This is a genomic window from Streptomyces sp. NPDC054842 (assembly GCF_053611025.1).
In genome coordinates, this window is the sequence record NZ_JBSGZN010000038.1 from 62,593 (window position 1) to 80,844 (window position 18,252).

At 69.5% G+C, this 18,252-nt stretch carries 14 protein-coding genes; 8 read left to right on the forward strand and 6 right to left on the reverse strand.

The genetic code is table 11. The features are described 5' to 3' along the window. Positions 1-97 precede the first annotated feature (97 nt). From ACWGIS_RS26495 to ACWGIS_RS26515, 5 genes are all read left to right on the forward strand, one after another. Positions 98-586 (forward strand): hypothetical protein, encoded by a 489-nt coding sequence (locus ACWGIS_RS26495; protein ID WP_453364947.1) that lies wholly within the window; start codon positions 98-100, stop codon positions 584-586. After that, entirely contained in the window at positions 586-2,364 is a 1,779-nt protein-coding gene (locus ACWGIS_RS26500) for a WXG100 family type VII secretion target (protein WP_453364948.1), read from the forward strand. Before ACWGIS_RS26495 ends, ACWGIS_RS26500 begins: the two co-directional genes overlap by 1 nt. Before the next feature lie 144 nt (positions 2,365-2,508). Beyond that, positions 2,509-3,660, forward strand: coding sequence for a S8 family serine peptidase (locus ACWGIS_RS26505; protein ID WP_453364949.1), 1,152 nt, complete (start codon positions 2,509-2,511; stop codon positions 3,658-3,660). 119 nt (positions 3,661-3,779) lie between these two features. After that, complete coding sequence (locus ACWGIS_RS26510) at positions 3,780-4,121, forward strand: WXG100 family type VII secretion target (protein ID WP_453364950.1); 342 nt, start codon at positions 3,780-3,782, stop codon at positions 4,119-4,121. Between the two features lie 66 nt (positions 4,122-4,187). Beyond that, entirely contained in the window at positions 4,188-4,490 is a 303-nt protein-coding gene (locus ACWGIS_RS26515; protein WP_453364951.1) for a WXG100 family type VII secretion target, read from the forward strand. A gap of 116 nt (positions 4,491-4,606) precedes the next feature. Here the strand turns inward: ACWGIS_RS26515 and ACWGIS_RS26520 are convergent, their stop codons facing one another. From ACWGIS_RS26520 to eccCa, 5 genes are all read right to left on the reverse strand, one after another. Continuing rightward, positions 4,607-5,254: a hypothetical protein gene (locus ACWGIS_RS26520; RefSeq protein WP_453364952.1), complete on the reverse strand. Its 648-nt coding sequence runs from the start codon at positions 5,252-5,254 to the stop codon at positions 4,607-4,609. 56 nt (positions 5,255-5,310) lie between these two features. Beyond that, positions 5,311-5,820: a hypothetical protein gene (locus ACWGIS_RS26525; RefSeq protein ID WP_453364953.1), complete on the reverse strand. Its 510-nt coding sequence runs from the start codon at positions 5,818-5,820 to the stop codon at positions 5,311-5,313. A gap of 106 nt (positions 5,821-5,926) precedes the next feature. Next, complete coding sequence (locus ACWGIS_RS26530) at positions 5,927-8,212, reverse strand: hypothetical protein (RefSeq protein WP_453364954.1); 2,286 nt, start codon at positions 8,210-8,212, stop codon at positions 5,927-5,929. Then, on the reverse strand, positions 8,212-8,733 hold the full coding sequence (locus ACWGIS_RS26535) for a hypothetical protein (RefSeq protein ID WP_453364955.1): 522 nt from the start codon (positions 8,731-8,733) through the stop codon (positions 8,212-8,214). Before ACWGIS_RS26535 ends, ACWGIS_RS26530 begins: the two co-directional genes overlap by 1 nt. Positions 8,734-8,884: 151 nt before the next feature. After that, positions 8,885-12,853, reverse strand: a complete 3,969-nt coding sequence (gene eccCa / locus ACWGIS_RS26540; protein ID WP_453364956.1) for a type VII secretion protein EccCa — start codon at positions 12,851-12,853, stop codon at positions 8,885-8,887. 316 nt (positions 12,854-13,169) lie between these two features. On the opposite strand from eccCa, the gene eccD reads away from it, so the two are divergent. Continuing rightward, the gene (eccD, locus tag ACWGIS_RS26545; RefSeq protein ID WP_453364957.1) at positions 13,170-14,684 is read left to right on the forward strand and encodes a type VII secretion integral membrane protein EccD; all 1,515 of its coding nucleotides are present in this window, start codon (positions 13,170-13,172) and stop codon (positions 14,682-14,684) included. A gap of 102 nt (positions 14,685-14,786) precedes the next feature. On the opposite strand, the gene ACWGIS_RS26550 is transcribed toward eccD, so the two are convergent. After that, the gene (locus ACWGIS_RS26550; protein ID WP_453364958.1) at positions 14,787-15,089 is read right to left on the reverse strand and encodes a DUF397 domain-containing protein; all 303 of its coding nucleotides are present in this window, start codon (positions 15,087-15,089) and stop codon (positions 14,787-14,789) included. Positions 15,090-15,370: 281 nt separating this feature from the next. Between ACWGIS_RS26550 and rpsO the strand changes: the two genes are divergently transcribed. Further along, a complete protein-coding gene (rpsO, locus tag ACWGIS_RS26555; protein WP_020128575.1) occupies positions 15,371-15,658 on the forward strand; it encodes a 30S ribosomal protein S15 in 288 nt (95 codons plus the stop codon). Between the two features lie 335 nt (positions 15,659-15,993). After that, complete coding sequence (locus ACWGIS_RS26560) at positions 15,994-18,210, forward strand: polyribonucleotide nucleotidyltransferase (RefSeq protein ID WP_453364959.1); 2,217 nt, start codon at positions 15,994-15,996, stop codon at positions 18,208-18,210. Positions 18,211-18,252 lie beyond the last annotated feature (42 nt).

Genomic DNA, 18,252 nt, shown 5'->3' on the forward strand with positions numbered 1-18,252 from the left:
CACAGTGACTACAGTGGTCAATGAGTGTGCCGCGGGCGGTTGAGCCGCAGCGGCCCTCGACAGCTGGACAAACGGGGAACGGGGAAGGGGACGCATCGTGCTTCCTGCGGACATGGGCGGAAGTGTGGCCCTCAAGCGAGGTCTGGGAGCGCTGAAGGACTTCCGAAAGCGCGTCAACGCGGTTCTGGACCAGCTCGAAGGCTCTGCTGGCGACCCGACCAACGTGGGGGCGCAGAGGCTCTCTCGTGCTTCGTTCAGCGGCGCCGGGAAGTTCGACGAGGCCTCGGGGCTCTACACCCAGTACCACCGTGTCCACGAACGACTCACGGCGCTGTCCAAGACGCTCAACCTGCAGATCGAGGCACTGGGCATCGCCGTTCACGGCGCGGATGTCGGCTTCGACAAGCTGGAGGAAGACGTCCGTCGACGCTTCTGGGAGATCCAGACGCAGGTCAGTCGTGAACACGCCGAAGCACAGCGTGAGAAGACCTCAGCCGAGCGTGAGAGGACCGGGGAGCAGGGCGGCAAGCAGGACAAGCCCGAGCAGCAGCGGTCCGACGACAAGACGTCGAAGGTCAGGTACTGATGGGTGACGACCGGAAGACACAGGACGAGCACAAGGTCGACCTGGAGAACGTGACGCGGCAGGTGGGTGCCGTCGACGCGACCACGGCCGTGTCGGAGATGCTCAACAACACGTTTCTCGGCGGTGGCATCCGCTTCTTCGGCAAGACGGATTTCGAGGGTCACCGTCTCAACGACATGATCGACTTGGTCGAGGGTGCCAACCCAGCCGATCTCGAAGCGGCGGGCAAGGCGTTGTGGGATGCCCGCGACGCCATCAAGGACGCGGCCGACGAACTCAGCGGGCACATCGAACGAGTCGAGTGGGAAGGCGAGTCGGCCGAGGCATTCCACACCTGGGGCAAGAAGCTGGTCGCCCACACCCAAGACCTCGCCACTTTCGCCGACGCGGCGGGAACCCAGATCACGGCAGCCGGCACGGGTCTCGCATCCGTCCGCAAGTCCATGCCGCCGCGGGACCACCGTTCCGACCCCAAGACCGTCGACGACATCCCCACGCCCAAGCGCGTCGAAGGGAACGACGAGTACGCCGCGGCCGTACAGGCGGAGAAGCACAGGCAAGAGGCCATCAACCAGATGAACCGGCTGGCGTCGTTCTACGCGGTGTCGGAGGAGACTCTGGGTGCCCAGGAACCGCCCACGTTCGAACCGATGCCGGCGGTGGGGGTTCCGCAGCCTAATCTCTCCTACTCGGCGCCCTTTTCGTCGGCAGGGGAGCAGGAGAGCACAAAGTTCGCCTCGGTGGGTGACACGGGCGGGCCGTCCCACCGCGAAGCTGTCGGTGTCACCGGTGACTCGCGTACGCACGACGCCACATCCCTGATCAAGGATGTGGATGTTCCGGTCACGACTCCCGACCGGAACGTCGGAACAGAGATCGACAGTGTCGGCACCCTGCCGGACGCGAGGCCGGCCACGAGCGCGCCCCCGTCCGCGACGGGACAGGCCGGAGCTCAAGGAGGGACACCGCCCGCACTGGCCGGTGGTGGTCCGGTGGCACCGGCCTTCGGCGGCACCACGGCACGCGGCAGCGCCATCGGCCGGGCCGCAGGCGCCGGTGGCACGTCCGGTGCCCGGACTCCTGCGTCCGCGCAGGGCCGTGCCGGCGCTGCCGGCGCCAGGACTTTCGCGCCGGCGCAGGGACGTGCCGGTGCCACGGGTGCGACTGCTGGAGGACGCGGTCCGATGGGCCCCGTGGGACGTACTGCCGCGCCGGGGCAGGCCGGCACTCGTGGATCTGCTACGGCCAGAGGCACGTCGGCGATGGGCCGCGGCGTCACCGGAGGGGTGCCAAGGTCCGCAGGCACGACGGGTGGACGCACAGGCGGAGCGGGGGCGACAGGTGCCGGACGCGCCGGCGGTGTGGTCGGCGGTAAGCCCGCCACAGGTTCGACGCCGTCCGCGAACGCTTCGAGGATGCCGCGCGGCACGGTCATCGGAGGTGAGGGAGCCGCGACCGCCCGCACCACAGGTGGCAAGCTCGGGCAGCGTGGAGTGATTGGGGCACCGCAACCGTCGTCGGGCGGGGCGGCAGGCAGGACCTCGCCCCGGCCCGCGGGCAACGCCGACGGAGTGGTCGGCGCGCCGAAGAGCAAGAGTTCGCAGGCCAGGAAGGCGGGGCGGCCCTCCGGCGGAGCCGGCGCGGCGCGTGGCTCGGGAAGTAATCAAGGACCCCAGCGAGCAGACGACAGAGGCACGTCGCGTCGTGAGCGGTCAAGCGACGACGAGACCCATTCGCCCGACAGTGCGCGGCGCGACGTGCCGCCCGCGGCCGGCTGACGGATACGAGCGAGGACGTACAGAGGCATGTGGTCAGGGATCAGCCGACGTGATGAGGGCAAGGCACCTTCGACGAGACGCGTGTCCAGACGGGCGTCCGCCGTGTGCGCCGCGCTGGGTGCACTGGGCATCGTGTGCTCGGGGATGGCGCCCAGCGCCGTGGCGGACGACGTCCAGAAGCGTCAGTGGTACCTGGACGCCATGGACGCCGACGGGCTCTGGAAGTCCGCTACGGGCAAGGGCGTCAAGGTCGCGGTACTGGACACCGGGGTGAATCCGGCGACGCCGTCGCTGAAAGGCCAGGTACTCGGCAACGCGGTCCCGAAAAGCGTCTCTTACAACGCCACCAAGGACTTCAAAGGTCACGGGACGACGATGGCCGAGCTGATCGCGGGGACGGGCGCGGGGGGCGGATTGAAGGGTCTCGCCCCCGACGCGAAGATCGTCCCCTACCGGGTGCTGGCCGTGGAGTCGCTAGACGAGACGGCCAGGAAGAAGACGCCCAAGATGAGTGACGCCATCCGGGCCGCCGCTGACAGTGACGCGCGGATCATCAGTATGTCCTTCGGCGCGGACGTCATCGCCCCTGAGGTGGAAGCGGCGGTGAAGTACGCGGAGTCAAAGGGAAAGTTGATGTTTGCCGCCGTGGGGAACGACGCCGAGAAAAGGAACTTCATCGGCTATCCGGCCGCCTACCCCTACGTTGTCGGTGTCGCGGCTACGGATGAGGCCGGCAGAGTCGCGAAGTTCTCGGAACACGGCGACTACGTCGACCTCGCCGCACCGGGACTCGACCTCCCGTACTACTGCGACGCGACATTGCGCGCGTACTGCAACGACGGCGGTGGCACCAGCGCCGCCACGGCCATCGCGTCCGCGTCCGCAGCCTTGATCTGGTCCGCTCACCCTGACTGGACCTCCCACCAGGTGCTGAGGACCCTCATCGACACCGCCGGCCGGAGCTGGCCGAAGGACAAGCCCAGCAACTACCTGGGATACGGCCTCATCCGTCCCCGTAAAGTCCTGGCCGACAAGGACATCGATCCCGGCCCGGCCAACGCGGACCCTCTCAGCTACGAGAACGGAACGGGCGCCGCAGGCGCCACCCCCTCCGCCTCCGTCCCAGCCTCGTCACAGCCCCCGAAAAGCACTTCAGGCGGCCAGACTTCAGCGGCAGGATCACACTCGGAGCCGTCCGACGGCAACACGCTGTGGGTGGTCCTGGGAGCCGTCGCCGCGGCGGCGGTGATCGGAGGGGGCGGCTTCGCCGTGCTGCGCGCGCGCCGCAACGGCTGAGCAGGCACTCCCCTCCGGTCCAATTCCGGCCCGACTTTCCAGGCCGGGTCGCGCACCCACCGGCCGGTGGCGCGTGAACCCGGCACGTTCGCACGGCAATCCAGGAAGGAAGCCCATTCATGGCAGACGGCCAGCGGCTATCAGATGCCCAAGTAGTCAAGCTCGAGCAGGACATCGCGACGAAGTTCGAGTCGATCAAGGGGCAGGTCCACCGCCTCCAGGGCACCATCGACAGCCTCGAGAGCGGTCAGTGGAAGGGCATCGGTGCCGGTGCCTTCAACACCAAGCAGCACGAGATCAACACGTCCCTGGTGCGGATCGGCAACATCCTCACCAAGTTCCTCGAGGCCATGAGCGCCACCCGGAAGATCAAGGACGGCACCGAGGACGACGTCCGTCAGGCCGTCAACAGCATCAACGTGTACGACGGAGCCCCGAAGTCGAGCCTCAGCGGGTTCTGAGCGAGTGCCGCCTCGGACACCCGAGGCCGGATCCGTCGATGCACAACATGAAGGAGTGGAGTGAGTATGGCCGGCAACAGCCACGATGAACTCGTAGTCAAGTACGGGGCCCTCGACGCCGCCGCGACCGAGATCGGCAACCAGGCGAAGCAGCTCGAGACGGACCTGGAAGAGATCAAGAAGATGGTCGCCAGCGTGGCCTCGGGCTGGGAGGGCGAGGCGCACGACATGTACAAGCAGCAGCAGACGCTGTGGGACAAGGAAGCCCGGGACATCCACCAGGCCCTGGTCTCCATCGCGCAGGTCGTCGGCCGCGCCGGCGGCGACTACATGGGCGGCGACAAGAAGGCCGCCAGCTACTACGCGTAACGCTGATGAGCACAGGTCACCGGGGTGGGCGCGCGCGGGAGGCGCCCACCCCGAACCGTTCCCGGATCACACGCCCTTGCGAGAAGCAGCGCCGCTCTGTGAGCCGTGCCGGGTCGTCAGCCGGTGTTCACGGCGGCGGACGCGACCTCGCCGTCCTGGACCTGGCGCGCGCGCTCGGCGAACGTGGAGGCGAACTCGGCCACCAGGTCATCGCTCATGTCGACACCGGCGGCGGACTCCGCAGTGGTCAACAGGAGCGCGCTGCCCACGCGTACCTGAACGAGCGTGCTCTTCGTCCGCTTGTCGAAGGAGGGGCCCGGCCCGACCACGGCGTCGTGCTCCTCGCCGATCTCGCCGAGATTCAGCACCCGTGCCTCCGGGACGCGCGCCTTCCACGCCTTCCATACCCGGCCGTAGGCGGACTGGGCCGTGTCCGCGTCCTCATAGGTCATGATCATGAAGGTGAACCGGGGCTTCTGAGTGCCCTGGGCCAGCGATACGCCCGCGAAGCGCACGTCTTCACACGAGGCACGCGTGTAGCACCGCACGAGCCCTTCTGAACGGGCCTTCTGCAGGGGGTGAGCCGCAGGTTCCGCCGCAATGCTCCAACCGGGAACGGCCTTCTTGTCGGGCAGTATGTCGCGCGTCTTCTCCACGTCGAGTGGAGTCGCCTCGTCCGTGCCCGCATCGCAAGCGGCGAGGAGGGGGAGGAGGGCGATAGAGGCGGCGACGATCCGGTGGCGGCGGCGAGACAGTCCCTGCATGATCCGAAGCTTTCCTTAATGTGAGAATTGAGTGGGGAGCCCGTCAGGTCCTCACCTCAGGCGCAGGCGTCCGACTTCTTGGTCGACTTGGTGTAGTCCGCGATCAGCTTCCTCATGGCCGCCTTGTCGCTCCGGTCCGGCGCGTACACCTGAAGTGTGGTGAAGAGCGCCTGATCGGGGTGTTCCGACGTCTCGCACCCCGACGCCCTTCCGACCGCGCCGGTGCTGGAGTACAGGTACGTCCCGGATCCGGTGACCGTGCCGGGGCTCACCTTCGCGTGTGCGGCGGCCACATCGGACACTCCCTCGTCCTTGTCCCACCAGATCTGTCCGGCCACCAGGGCGACCTTGCCGTCCACGGCAATGGTGCATCGTCTGGTCCCGCCGTTGGGTGTCTCCGTCCGTGTGGACACCTTCTTCCCCGGCGGCAGCAACGGCTCCAGCAGCTCGGGGCGGACAGGGGCTCCACAGAGAGACTCCGGCAGCGCGTACTCGCGCTTCTCCTCCTGCGAGCAGCCCGCGAGCGCCATTCCCCCCACCACGGCGGCTGCGGTCAGGGCGACCACCCGCCGTCCCGGAACACGTCGAAGACGCAGATGCTGCAAGGCCGTATGCCTCTCTGGGTGCAGGGATCGCGACGCGAGACCTGAGGGCGGACTCGGGACAGCCACGTCAGATGTCCGTCTTGAGGTCGGACGCCATGGCGCTGACGTTCGTGCCGGACTCCTTGAAGCCGCGCTGCGCACCGTCTCGGGCCCATTCTCCGACGTCGGGCAGATCGGTTCGCTCATGGCCCTTCGTCGCCTCCTCGGCCGCTCTCTCCGTGTACTTGCTGTTGCTGTCCAGGCCGGATTCCCAGTACTCGCCCATCACCGGCCCGGCGTCGTCCTTGGCCTTGCCCTCGGCGTCCTTGAAGATCTCCTCGAGGATGATGCTCGTCGCCGTTCCCGCGGCGCCGCCGACCGCCGCGCCTCCCACGGGACTGGTGATGAGGGCCGCGCCGGCCCCGGTGACGGTACCGACCGCGCCCGAGATGAAGTTCTTCCGCTGGGCGATGGAGTGTTCGTAGGCCTTGTCCTTCGTCTCGGCCTCACCGGCGACGGCCTCCGCCCGGCCCTGCGCCAGCGTTCCCGACACTTCGCCCGAACCCTTGGAGATCTGCTCGACCACGAACTGCGGATCGTGGGCGTAGCGCTCGGCCGCCGGGAGGCCGGGATCCAGGTGGTACTCCATCAGCCTGGCCATGTACGCCTTCTGGCCCACCTCGACCGCGGCGTATCCCTCAGGGTTCTGACCGACGGTGAAGAGGAAGCGCGTCACGTCCCGGTGATTCAGCTCAGCCTCGGTACCCGCGACCGGGAAGAGGCGGTCGGTGTCCCCGTCACCGTCGTCGGTCATGGCGCGGTTGATGTCCGGCAGGTACTCCGACGCGATCTGCCCGATGCTGTCGCTCATGTACCCGTGATCGGTGAGCCGCTCGTTGTTGTCCGAGACGGACGCGATGAGGCTCTCCATCAGCTTCGTCTGTTCCGCGTTGTGCGGAGGCGTGTCCACCGTAGGCAGCTCGCCCGCCGGATGCCCCGTCGTCGCCGCTTCCAGGGCGAGCGCCAGGTTGTTGCGGCCCGCGATGCTGTCCTCGCCCTTGTCGTCCTGGTCCATGGGCCAGTCGCGCTCTTCGAAGAGGTAGTCGAAGTTGGACAGGGACCGCTTGACGTCCTTGCCGTCCTTCTTCTCGGTGAAGTCGTGGTCCTCGTCCTTGGTGACGAAGTCGCCGTTGAAGAACTCCGTGGCGGCGTCCGGGCTGTTCGACAGCGCCTTCAGGTAGCCGGTCATCGGGTCCCAGCCGGAGTCCGTGCCGGTGCGGTTGACGAGCGGGTCCATGCCCATGCGCTGCCAGGCGCCGTGCCGGCCGTTGCCCGTGAACTTCTTCTCCGTCTCGATCAGCTTGTCGCCGTAGTCGACCAGGAACCTGTCGTCGTAGTCGCCCCACCGCATCAGGTTGGACATGACCTGGGCGCCCAGCGGGAAACCGCCGTTGCGGCCGACCGGCTTGTCGACCAGGTCGACCATCCCGCTCTTCCACTCCGTCATGCCGGCGGTGTCGCTCTGGGTGGCGTTGGCCAGCGTGAGGCTCAGGTTCTTCTGCAGGTCGTCGTACTGGTCCACCCGCTTGCTGCCCACCGAGTAGGCGCTGTGCGGGTCGTTGAGCCCGGTCCAGAAGTCGAGCGTCCCCCGCGGCCCGAGCTTCCTGGCAAACTCCTCCGCGAACAGGTCATCGTCGGCGTACTTCTTCAGCCCCGCGTTCAGGCGGTCGAAGTCCTGGACGCTGAGGTCCTCCGGCTTCTTCCTCGCCAGAGCGGCCAGCTCGTCGGCCTCCTTGACCGCGTCCGCCGCGGCGTCCCGGTCGGCGTAGCCCGCGTCGGAGAAGCCGAGCCGGCTCTGGTCGACCAGCGCCTGCAGCACCTTGTTGGCCGAAGTGTCGCTCTCCGTGGCGTCGTTGAGTATCTTCTGGACCTCGTCGCGCAGCGCGGTGACGTCCTGCGCGTCGTGTTCGGGGACCGTCGTCCCCTTCGCCGCGCGGTCGGGGTGGATGTTCATCGTGACGGTGAAGCCGCCGCCTCCGGTGGTGGTCACGGTGAGGTTCTTCTTCTCGCCGCGCGAGATGGCCGCGTTGAGCTTGGTCTTGAAGTCTTCGAGTTCGGTCAGGGTGTCCTGGAGGATGTTCCTGATGGACGTCGCCTGGGTGTGGGCGTCCGCGAACTCGCCGGCGGTCTTGCCGACGAACTCCTTGGAGACGGTGGCGTTCTGGCCGGTCCAGGCGGCCTTGTTGGCGGCGCCTCGGAGGCCCTTGTCGGCGGACTCCTTGAGTTCGTCCAGGTCGCCGATCATCGTGGTCCAGTCGGTGACCGCCTCTTTGAGCAGCGTGAAGTCGGCGAAGCGGAGTGCGTCGAGATCCATCAGTCGCCCTTCTTGTCCTTCTTCTCGTCCTTGTCGGCGTATGCGGGGTTCTTGTCGCCCGGAGCGCCCACGCGTTCGTCGAAGCCCGCGTCCAGGACGTCGATGCTGCTCATCTGCCGCCGGATGTAGTGGTCGTCGCCGCTGTGGAGTTTCTTGGTGACGCTCATGTGGTTGGAGATGTGGGCGCACGCGTCGCGCAGCGAGGACAACTGCTCGTCCCAGCGGGTGGAGACGTGCTGCAGTCCGCCACCGAGGGCGAAGCCCTGCCGGGTGAGGTCACCGGCCGCTTTGTCACTGCTCGGTACGGCTCTGCGGCCCTTGTTCCACAGGTCGTTGTAGAGCGTGAACGCGTGCTCGCCGATCTTCGCCAGGTCGCCCTGATTCACGGTGAGGTCCCCGTACTGGGCGGGGTCCACGACCCGGCCGCCGCCTCCACCCGGCTCCAGCTGATTGAGCTGCGTGTGAGCCGGCCGACGCTCGGCCGCCTGCGACTTCAACTGCTCCCACTCGTCCCACACCATGCGCGAACCCTTCCCCGTTCTCCCGGCGGACCCGCCCCGGGCGCGAGGCGCACCCTTGCGTTCGGACCCGCGAGATCGTCGACTCATCTTCACGGCCACGGCCACGGCCACGGCGTACAGCCACGGCACCGGTTACCGGCCACCGCCCTCGTCAGTACGACACCTCCGGCACAAGTCCCGTCTGCACCAACGGCTTTCCGCGCTTCCTGGAGACGAAGACGCCCCGGCCCACCGGCATCGGTCGCGGCCTGACCCCGCCGAGGATGTCGCCCTCGCCCGGGTCGCCGGCCATCACGACGCCCTGCGCGCCCAGTTCCTTCATGCGCTGCATGAACGGCTCGTACGCCGCACGCCCCGCACCGGCTGTCGACCGCGCGATGATGAAGCGCACGCCGACGTCCCGGGCGAACGGCAGGAGTTCCGTCAGGCCGCCCAGCGGGTTCCCGCTCGACGTGGAGACCAGGTCGTAGTCGTCCACGATCACGTACACCGTCGGCCCCTGCCACCAGCTCCGCTCCCGCAGCTGCTGCGCGGTCACGTCGGCCGTGGGCGTCCGGCGCTGCATGAGGTCCGCGAGCGCCGTCATGTGGTGGTCCATGGCGTTGGACATCGGGATGTACTCCGCCAGGTGCGTGGACGGCGTGACGTCCAGCAGGGAGCGCCGGTTGTCGACGACGAACAGCTTGCACTCGTCGCCCGAGTAACGCTCGGTGAGCTGCTTGATGAGCAGCCGCAGCAGATTCGACTTGCCGGTCTCGCTCTCGCCGAAGACGAGGAAGAACGGGTCCTGCTCGAAGTCGACGAAGACGGGTTCGAGATTGTCCTCGTCGAGCGCGAAGGCCACCCCGCGCCGCGGGAACCGGTCACCGGGCGGCAACTGCGCGGCCGGGAACTCCCGCGGCAGCAGGCGCACTTCGGGCGCACCCGGCGCCTGCCAGTGCCGGGCGACCTCCGTCGTCAGCGCCGCGGTGGCGTCGGCGAGGTCCGTGTCCGAGGTGAGCCCGTCGATCCGCGGGACGGCGGCCATGAAGTGCAGCTTCTGCGGCGACTGGCCGCGACCGGGCACGCCGGTGGGGACGTTCGCCGCCACCTTGCGGTCCAGCTCGGAGTCCATCGTGTCGCCGAGCCGCAGCTCCAGACGGTTCATCAGGTGGTCCTTGAGGTTGGACCGCACCTCCATTGACCGCGACGCGCTCAGCACCACGTGGATGCCGTAACCGAGGCCCCGCGCCGCCATGTCGAGGACGACCTGCTCCAGACCCTCGTAATCCGCGCGGAAGTTGCCCCAGCCGTCGATGACGAGGAAGACGTCACCCCACGGCTGCTCGGTCACGGAGATCTCGCCGCGGGCCCGCTTGGTGCGGAACTCCGCGATGGAGGAGATGCCGGACGCGCGGAAGTACTCCTCGCGGCGGGTCATGACGCCGTACACCTCGGCGACCGTGCGGCGCACCCGCTCGGGGTCGAGCCGGGACGCGACGCCGCCGACGTGCGGCAGCCCGGCGATCGCCGACAGGCCGCCACCGCCGAAGTCGAGTCCGTAGAACTGCACTTCGAGCGGCGTGTGGGTCAGGGCGAACGACGCGATCAGCGTGCGCAGCAGCGTCGACTTGCCGGACTGCGGACCGCCGACGATCTGCATGTGGCCGGCCGCGCCCGAGAAGTCGACCCACAGCGGGTCGCGGCGCTGCTCGTACGGCTTGTCGACGAGGCCCACGGGGACGACGAGGCGTCCCGCTCCCTCGTACCCGGGCTGCGTCAGCCCCCGGCCCTGGACGGCCGTCAGACCCGGCAGCAGCCCGTCCAGCGACGGCGGGCTGTCCAGCGGCGGCAGCCACACCTGGTGCGCCGCGGGCCCCTGCGCCTCCAGCCGGCGCACGATCACGTCGAGGACGGTGTCGGCGAGCGCGTCGTCCGTGTCGGAGGACGCCTCGGGCCGCTGCCGGGGCACGGACACGTACCGCACCGGCACCTCGGCCGCCGTGAACACCACGGGCCGCCGGTCCACCGGCAGCGGCCCGCCCAGCGCGGCGGCCTGCGCGGAACCCGAGCGGTACACCCCGGAGACGTACGCCGCCTTGAAGCGCACCATCTCGTCCGTGCCGTACTTCAGGAAGCCCGAACCGGGCACGTTCGGCAGCTCGTAGGCGTCCGGCACGCCCAGCGCCGCACGCGACTCGGCGGCGGAGAACGTCCGCAGGCCGACGCGGTACGACAGGTACGTCTCCAGTCCGCGCAGCCGGCCCTCCTCCAGGCGCTGCGAAGCCAGCAGCAGGTGCACGCCGAGCGACCGGCCGATGCGGCCGATCTGCACGAACATCTCGATGAAGTCCGGCTTGGCGCTCAGCAGTTCACTGAACTCGTCGATCACCAGGACCAGGGACGGGATCGGCTGGAGCGGGGCGCCGGCCGCGCGCGCCTTCTCGTAGTCGTGGATGTTCGCGTAGTTGCCCGCGTCACGCAGCATCTCCTGGCGGCGGTTGAGCTCGCCGCGGATGGAGTCGCCCATACGGTCGACCAGGGTCAGGTCGTCCGCGAGGTTGGTGATGACGGCCGCCACGTGCGGCATCTGCGCCATGCCCGCGAAGGTGGCGCCGCCCTTGAAGTCCGCGAGGACGAAGTTGAGGGTCTCCGAGGAGTGCGTGACCGCGAGACCCAGCACCAGGGTGCGCAGCAGCTCCGACTTGCCGGAACCGGTCGCGCCCACGCACAGGCCGTGCGGGCCCATGCCTTCCTGCGCCGCCTCCTTGAGGTCCAGCATCACGGGCCGGCCGTCCTCGCCGACACCGATCGGCACCCGCAGCCGCTCGGCCAGCGAACGCGGCCGCCAGGTGCGCTTGGTGTCCACCGACGCCGCGTCCCCGAGGCTCAGCAGATCGGTGAACTCCAGGTTGGCGAGCAGCGGTTCGTCGTCGTCGCCGCCCGACGCCATGCGCAGCGGCGCCAGTTGCCGGGCCAGCGCCTCGGCGGACTCGTAGGAGAGTGCGTCCGGGGTGCCCTCGTAGATGACGCCGTGCCCCGATTCCAGGTGCAGTTCGTGCGGCTGGACGACGATGGACAGATCGCCCGGCGCGCCCGTCAGCTCCCCGGGCACCACCTCGATGACCGTGACGCCCTGCAGCCCCTCGGGGGAGGCGAGGGCGGATCCGGGGAGCAGCGACAGCCCGTCGAGCACGACGACGATGTGCGGCTCGTCGGCGAGCGGGGCGGCGTTCGGGTGGAAGCGCGGGCGGCCGGTGAGGCGGCCGGCGAGCAGGTCCTCCAGCTCGCGGGAGTCGCCGCCGATCAGGCGGCGGGTGCCGGCGCCGTCCACCGCGCCGGGCGCCTGGACGTGCGGCAGCCACTTGGCCCACTCCCAGTGCGGCAGGGACTCGCGCCCGGCCGCGACCACGACGATCAGGTCCTCGGGGGAGTGCAGCGAGGCCAGCGACCCGGTCAGGGCGCGCGCGGAGGCCCGTACGGACTCCGGGTCGCCGCTGACGGTCACGTGGTAGAAGGCGCGCAGCGACACGGCCATGGGGAGGTCGTCCAGCGTGCTGTGGGCGGCGACGAACCGCCGCACGGCGCCCGCGGTCAGCGGCTCCAGCTGCTCGACGGGACCGGTCTCGGGGGTGAGCAGCGGGGTGGCGAGCGACTGCGGGCCGAGCCCGATGCGGACCTGCGCGAAGTCCTCGTCGCCCGGGCGCCGTTCCCACAGCCGGCTGCCCTCGGCGACCAGCGCCCACAGCTGTTCGGGGGAGGGGTGCAGGTAGTACTGGGCGTCGCGCTGCGCCTTCGCGGTGCCGAGGGCCGCGCGCCGGGTCTGCGACAGATAGCTCAGGTAGTCGCGCCGCAGGTCGGCGAGCTGGCCCTGGGAACCGCGCCGGAAGCGGACCACCATCGCGATGGACATGGCCACCGTCGAGGCGATCATCACCATGCCCATGATCTTCATGAACGGCTGCCCGCTCGTGAAGAAGAAGACGACCGAGCCGCCCATGCCGAGGGTCGGCAGCAGCTGCATCAGGACGCTCTCATGATGACCGCGCGGCAACTCGGGCGGAGGCTGCAGGACAACCTCGTCCGTGGGCACCTCGGACGGCAGCGCCCGCGGTGGGCGCTTCACGACGATTTGGCTCACTGCTCACCAATTCCCTTGACGGCCCCAGGGTCTTCCGCCCGCCGCCCCGTGTCAGGCGGACGCAGGCCGCCGCGTGATCCTACTGACTTCACGGGGGACCGGTGGGCGGTAGGGTGCCGGATGTTCGCGTGAGCACACGCGAACGAGGCCGAAGAATCAGGGCATTTCGCGCCATGTGAAGGTGCGCGGAGTCCGCTGCTCGGCCGGACGGGCGCCTGTTCCGCGTCGCGCCGAGCGATCGGCGCGGTCCACCGTGAAAACGGGCGCAGGACCTTCACGGCGCAGTTCCACAACCATCACTGAGGGGGAGCAGCAGGTGAGCATGACGGCCTCCGCGACGACCACCGGAGCCGGCGGCCCCGGAACCGGGGCCCCTTCCGGGGCGGGCACCGGACTCGGTTTCTGCCGGGTCACCATCGTCGCGCCGGACAGCCGGATCGACGTGGCGCTGCCCGACGACATCCCCGTCGCCGACATCTACCCGGAGATCCTGCGGCTCTCCCGCCAGAGCCCCGCCGAGGGCGCTCCGGTCGGCTACCACCTCGTGCGCCGCGACGGCACGGTCCTGGACAGCTCCCGCTCCTTCGCCGCCCAGCGCATTCTCGACGGCGAACTCCTCACGCTGCGCCCCTTCTCCGAGTCGCTGCCGCCCGCGGTCTTCGACGACGTGTCCGAGGCGGTCGCCTCCGCGGTCACCCGGGAGCGCACCCTGTGGAACGGCGACCTGACCCGCGCCGCGGGCCTCGTCGGAGGCGGTGTCCTGCCGGCCCTGCTCGCCTTCGTCGCCTGGACCGCCGACCCCCGGCACGACATGCACAGCGTGCCCGGCATCCTCGCGGCCGTCACCGGCGTACTCCTGGTGGTCGTCGCCGCCGTCCGCGCACGGGTCTACGGCGACCGCGCCTCGGCGATCGCGCTCGGCCTCGGCGCCCTGCCGAACACCGCGGTGGCCGGCTCCGGACTGCTGGCCCTCGCCGAGGGCCAGGGAGTGGGCAAGCTCCAGTTCCTGCTGGGCTGCGCGGCGGTCCTGGTCGCCTCGACGGTCCTCACCCTGTGCTCCCCGCGGGGCGACGGCCCGTTCGTCGCCTTCGTGTGCGCCTCCGCCATCGGCGTGCTCGCCGTCTTCGTCTCGCTCCTCGCGCACTGGACGCCCACCGAGACGGCCGCGCTGTGCGCCCCGGTGGCCGTGGGCGCCCTGGCCTTCCTGCCCGGCCTGTCCATGCGCTTCGCCCGCCTGCCGATCGGCTTCGACCCGCCGAACAACGCCCAGCGCGGCACGTACGGCGCCGACCCCGCGCCGCCCGAGCCGGTGGACGCCGAGCGCATCCAGGCCCAGGCCCGCCGCGGGCACGAGCTCCTCGTCGGCCTGGTCGGCGGCTGCGCGCTGGTCGCCGTCGCGGCCTGCGCGGTGCTCGGCTTCTCCGACGACCTCTGGGGCCTGCTGCTCGCCTGCGCGACCGGCGTCGCCCTGCTGATGCGCGCCCACCTCTTCCGCTACACCGCGCAGGTGGCGCCCATCCTGGCCGCCGGTCTCGCCGCCCTCGTCCTGCTGGGCCTCGGTCTGGCGCTCAACCCGCCGTACGCCCTGATGCGCGACGCCATGGCGGGCGACCGCGCGGCGCTGGACCTGCGCACGGTCTGGCTCGTCGCGGTCATCGCGGCGGCGGCCGCCCTGGTCACCGCGCTCGGCCTGATCCTGCCGCGCGGCGGGGTGACCCCGTTCTGGGGCCGCTTCCTGGAGATCGCCGAGGGCTTCGTCCTGCTGACGCTGGTCCCGCTCGCGCTCGCCGTCTTCGACGTGTACGCGGCAGCGCGCGCCATGACCAGCTGAGGGCCGGCCCGCTTCACGCCACCCCTCCGGCCGGGCAGACCACGGACGGAGGGGTACCGGCGGCGCGAAGGCTTACCTGCTCCCCGTCAGAGTCCCCGGGGGTCACGAAGCGGAATCCGCGTCCGTCCCGCCGCCCGGCGCCGACTCGAGATCGAACTCCCCGTCCCGCGCGCCCAGCACGAAGGCGGTCCACTCCGCCTCCGTGTAGCGCAGCACCGTGTCCGGGTCCAGCGAGGACCGCATGGCCACGGCGCCCGCCGGCAGGTACGCGATCTCGACCCGCTCCTCCTGCTCCTCCGTACCCGGCGCGCTGTGCCACTCGACGCCCGAGATGTCGAGGGCGTAGAGCTCGTCCTTCTCTCGCTCCTTGCGGGCCCTGACATCCTCGTCCTGTGCCTCGACCATGGCGAAGCGACCCCTTCCCGACTTCCCGACGTCCGACGTATCGGCGATCCGAGCGCTCACCCTAGTGGCCGCACCCTGCCCGTCAGGGGTGCTTCGGGGACCCGGGCGAGCGGGTCCTCCCAGGCTGGTACGCTGTGTAACGGCCGTTTGTGTACGCACCCCCGGAACCATGCGTTCTGGAGGTCGCGCCCAGCGGATCCCCGCCTACCGAGTCACGGAAGCTCCCCTGAGATGTGGACCAGGGGCACTCGGTGGCCATCAGAAGACTACGAGGAGTACGCGTGCCGCTCGACGCCGCTACGAAGAAGCAGCTCATCACCGAGTTCGGTCAGAAGGAGGGCGACACCGGCTCCCCCGAGGTCCAGGTCGCCATGCTGTCCCGCCGGATCTCGGACCTGACCGAGCACCTGAAGACGCACAAGCACGACCACCACTCCCGCCGTGGTCTGCTGATCCTGGTCGGCCAGCGCCGCCGCCTGCTGCAGTACCTGGCCAAGAAGGACATCCAGCGCTTCCGCGCGCTGGTCGACCGCCTGGGCATCCGCCGCGGTGCGGCGGGCGCCAAGTAAGACGCCGTGAAGGGAGCGGTTCCCACCTCAGGAGGGGACCGCTCCCTTTGCTGTACGTGCGGAGTGTCGCCGCCTCTTTGTAATGTGGTAGCCACGACACACGACGTACGACACAGCGTGACTGCGCCTACCCGTACCGGGTAGAGCGAGATCACGACCTGAACGAGGAGAAGCGCGCCTCGCCGCCGCCGGTCCTCGGTAGTGGCCCCCGGGGAAGCAGACCCGGGTGCTTCGATCGAAGACCGGCCCGCACCAGACGGAGCGCTTCTCCGCCACCGTCCCCCTGTCACACGGGCAGGAGGGACGAAAGACGAAAAGTATCGGAGAAAACGCTAGTGGAGAACGAGACCCACTACGCCGAGGCCGTTATCGACAACGGTTCCTTCGGCACCCGCACCATCCGTTTCGAGACGGGCCGCCTGGCCAAGCAGGCCGCCGGCTCCGCCGTGGCGTACCTGGACGACGACACCATGGTGCTGTCGGCCACCACCGCCTCCAAGAACCCCAAGGACCAGCTCGACTTCTTCCCCCTCACGGTGGACGTCGAGGAGCGGATGTACGCCGCCGGCAAGATCCCCGGCAGCTTCTTCCGCCGTGAGGGCCGTCCCTCCGAGGACGCCATCCTCACCTGCCGTCTCATCGACCGTCCGCTGCGCCCGTCCTTCAAGAAGGGCCTGCGCAACGAGATCCAGGTCGTCGCGACGATCATGGCGCTCAACCCCGACCACCTGTACGACGTCGTCGCGATCAACGCCGCGTCCGCGTCCACGCAGCTGGCCGGCCTGCCCTTCTCCGGCCCGATCGGCGGCGTCCGCGTCGCGCTGATCAACGGCCAGTGGGTCGCGTTCCCGACGCACACCGAGCTCGAGGACGCCGTCTTCGACATGGTCGTCGCCGGTCGCACCCTCGAGGACGGCGACGTCGCGATCATGATGGTCGAGGCCGAGGCCACCGAGAAGACCATCCAGCTGGTCGCGGGCGGCGCCGAGGCGCCGACCGAGGAGGTCGTCGCCGCCGGTCTGGACGCCGCGAAGCCCTTCATCCGCGTGCTGTGCAAGGCCCAGGCCGACCTCGCCGCCAAGGCCGCGAAGCCGACCGGCGAGTTCCCCGTCTTCCTCGACTACCAGGACGACGTCCTGGAGGCGCTCACCGCCGCGGTCAAGGGCGAGCTCTCGCAGGCCCTCACCATCGCGGGCAAGCAGGAGCGCGAGGCCGAGCTGGACCGCGTCAAGGGTCTGGCCGCCGAGAAGCTGCTCCCGCAGTTCGAGGGCCGCGAGAAGGAGATCTCCGCCGCGTACCGCTCGCTGACCAAGTCCCTGGTCCGTGAGCGCGTCATCAAGGAGAAGAAGCGCATCGACGGCCGCGGTGTCACCGACATCCGCACCCTGGCCGCCGAGGTCGAGGCCATCCCGCGCGTGCACGGTTCCGCGCTGTTCGAGCGTGGCGAGACCCAGATCCTGGGCGTCACCACCCTGAACATGCTCCGCATGGAGCAGCAGCTGGACACCCTCTCCCCGGTGACCCGCAAGCGCTACATGCACAACTACAACTTCCCGCCGTACTCCGTCGGCGAGACCGGCCGCGTCGGCTCCCCGAAGCGCCGCGAGATCGGCCACGGCGCCCTCGCCGAGCGCGCCATCGTGCCGGTGCTGCCGACGCGCGAGGAGTTCCCCTACGCGATCCGCCAGGTGTCCGAGGCCCTCGGCTCCAACGGTTCGACGTCGATGGGCTCGGTCTGCGCCTCCACCATGTCGCTGCTGAACGCCGGTGTGCCGCTGAAGGCCCCCGTCGCCGGTATCGCCATGGGTCTGATCTCGCAGGAGATCAACGGCGAGACGCACTACGTCGCCCTCACCGACATCCTCGGTGCGGAGGACGCCTTCGGCGACATGGACTTCAAGGTCGCCGGCACCAAGGAGTTCGTGACCGCCCTCCAGCTCGACACCAAGCTGGACGGCATCCCCGCCTCCGTCCTGGCCGCGGCCCTCAAGCAGGCCCGCGACGCCCGCCTCCACATCCTCGACGTGATGATGGAAGCGATCGACACGCCGGACGAGATGTCCCCGAACGCCCCGCGGATCATCACGGTCAAGATCCCCGTGGACAAGATCGGTGAGGTCATCGGCCCCAAGGGCAAGATGATCAACCAGATCCAGGAGGACACCGGCGCCGACATCACGATCGAGGACGACGGCACCATCTACATCGGTGCCGCCCAGGGCTCGCAGGCCGAGGCCGCCCGCGCCACGATCAACGGCATCGCCAACCCGACCATGCCGGAGGTCGGCGAGCGCTACCTGGGCACGGTCGTGAAGACGACCACCTTCGGCGCGTTCGTATCGCTGCTCCCGGGCAAGGACGGTCTGCTGCACATCTCGCAGATCCGCAAGCTCGCCGGCGGCAAGCGCGTGGAGAACGTCGAGGACGTCGTCGGCGTGGGCCAGAAGGTCCAGGTCGAGATCGCCGAGATCGACTCCCGCGGGAAGCTCTCCCTCATCCCCGTGATCGAGGGCGAAGAGGGCGACGACCAGAAGGACGACACCGACCAGTGACGTCGAGCAGCTCCACGGCGACGGCCCGCACCTCCTCGGAGG

What these genes read in the sequence shown, in the direction of transcription:
- ACWGIS_RS26500 (WP_453364948.1), top strand. Translation starts at nt 586, where the DNA reads ATGGGTGACGACCGGAAGACACAGGACGAGCACAAGGTCGACCTGGAG.
- ACWGIS_RS26505 (WP_453364949.1), top strand. Translation starts at nt 2,509, where the DNA reads ATGGCGCCCAGCGCCGTGGCGGACGACGTCCAGAAGCGTCAGTGGTAC.
- ACWGIS_RS26510 (WP_453364950.1), top strand. Translation starts at nt 3,780, where the DNA reads ATGGCAGACGGCCAGCGGCTATCAGATGCCCAAGTAGTCAAGCTCGAG.
- ACWGIS_RS26515 (WP_453364951.1), top strand. Translation starts at nt 4,188, where the DNA reads ATGGCCGGCAACAGCCACGATGAACTCGTAGTCAAGTACGGGGCCCTC.
- ACWGIS_RS26520 (WP_453364952.1), bottom strand. Translation starts at nt 5,254, where the DNA reads ATGCAGGGACTGTCTCGCCGCCGCCACCGGATCGTCGCCGCCTCTATC.
- ACWGIS_RS26530 (WP_453364954.1), bottom strand. Translation starts at nt 8,212, where the DNA reads ATGGATCTCGACGCACTCCGCTTCGCCGACTTCACGCTGCTCAAAGAG.
- ACWGIS_RS26535 (WP_453364955.1), bottom strand. Translation starts at nt 8,733, where the DNA reads ATGGTGTGGGACGAGTGGGAGCAGTTGAAGTCGCAGGCGGCCGAGCGT.
- ACWGIS_RS26550 (WP_453364958.1), bottom strand. Translation starts at nt 15,089, where the DNA reads ATGGTCGAGGCACAGGACGAGGATGTCAGGGCCCGCAAGGAGCGAGAG.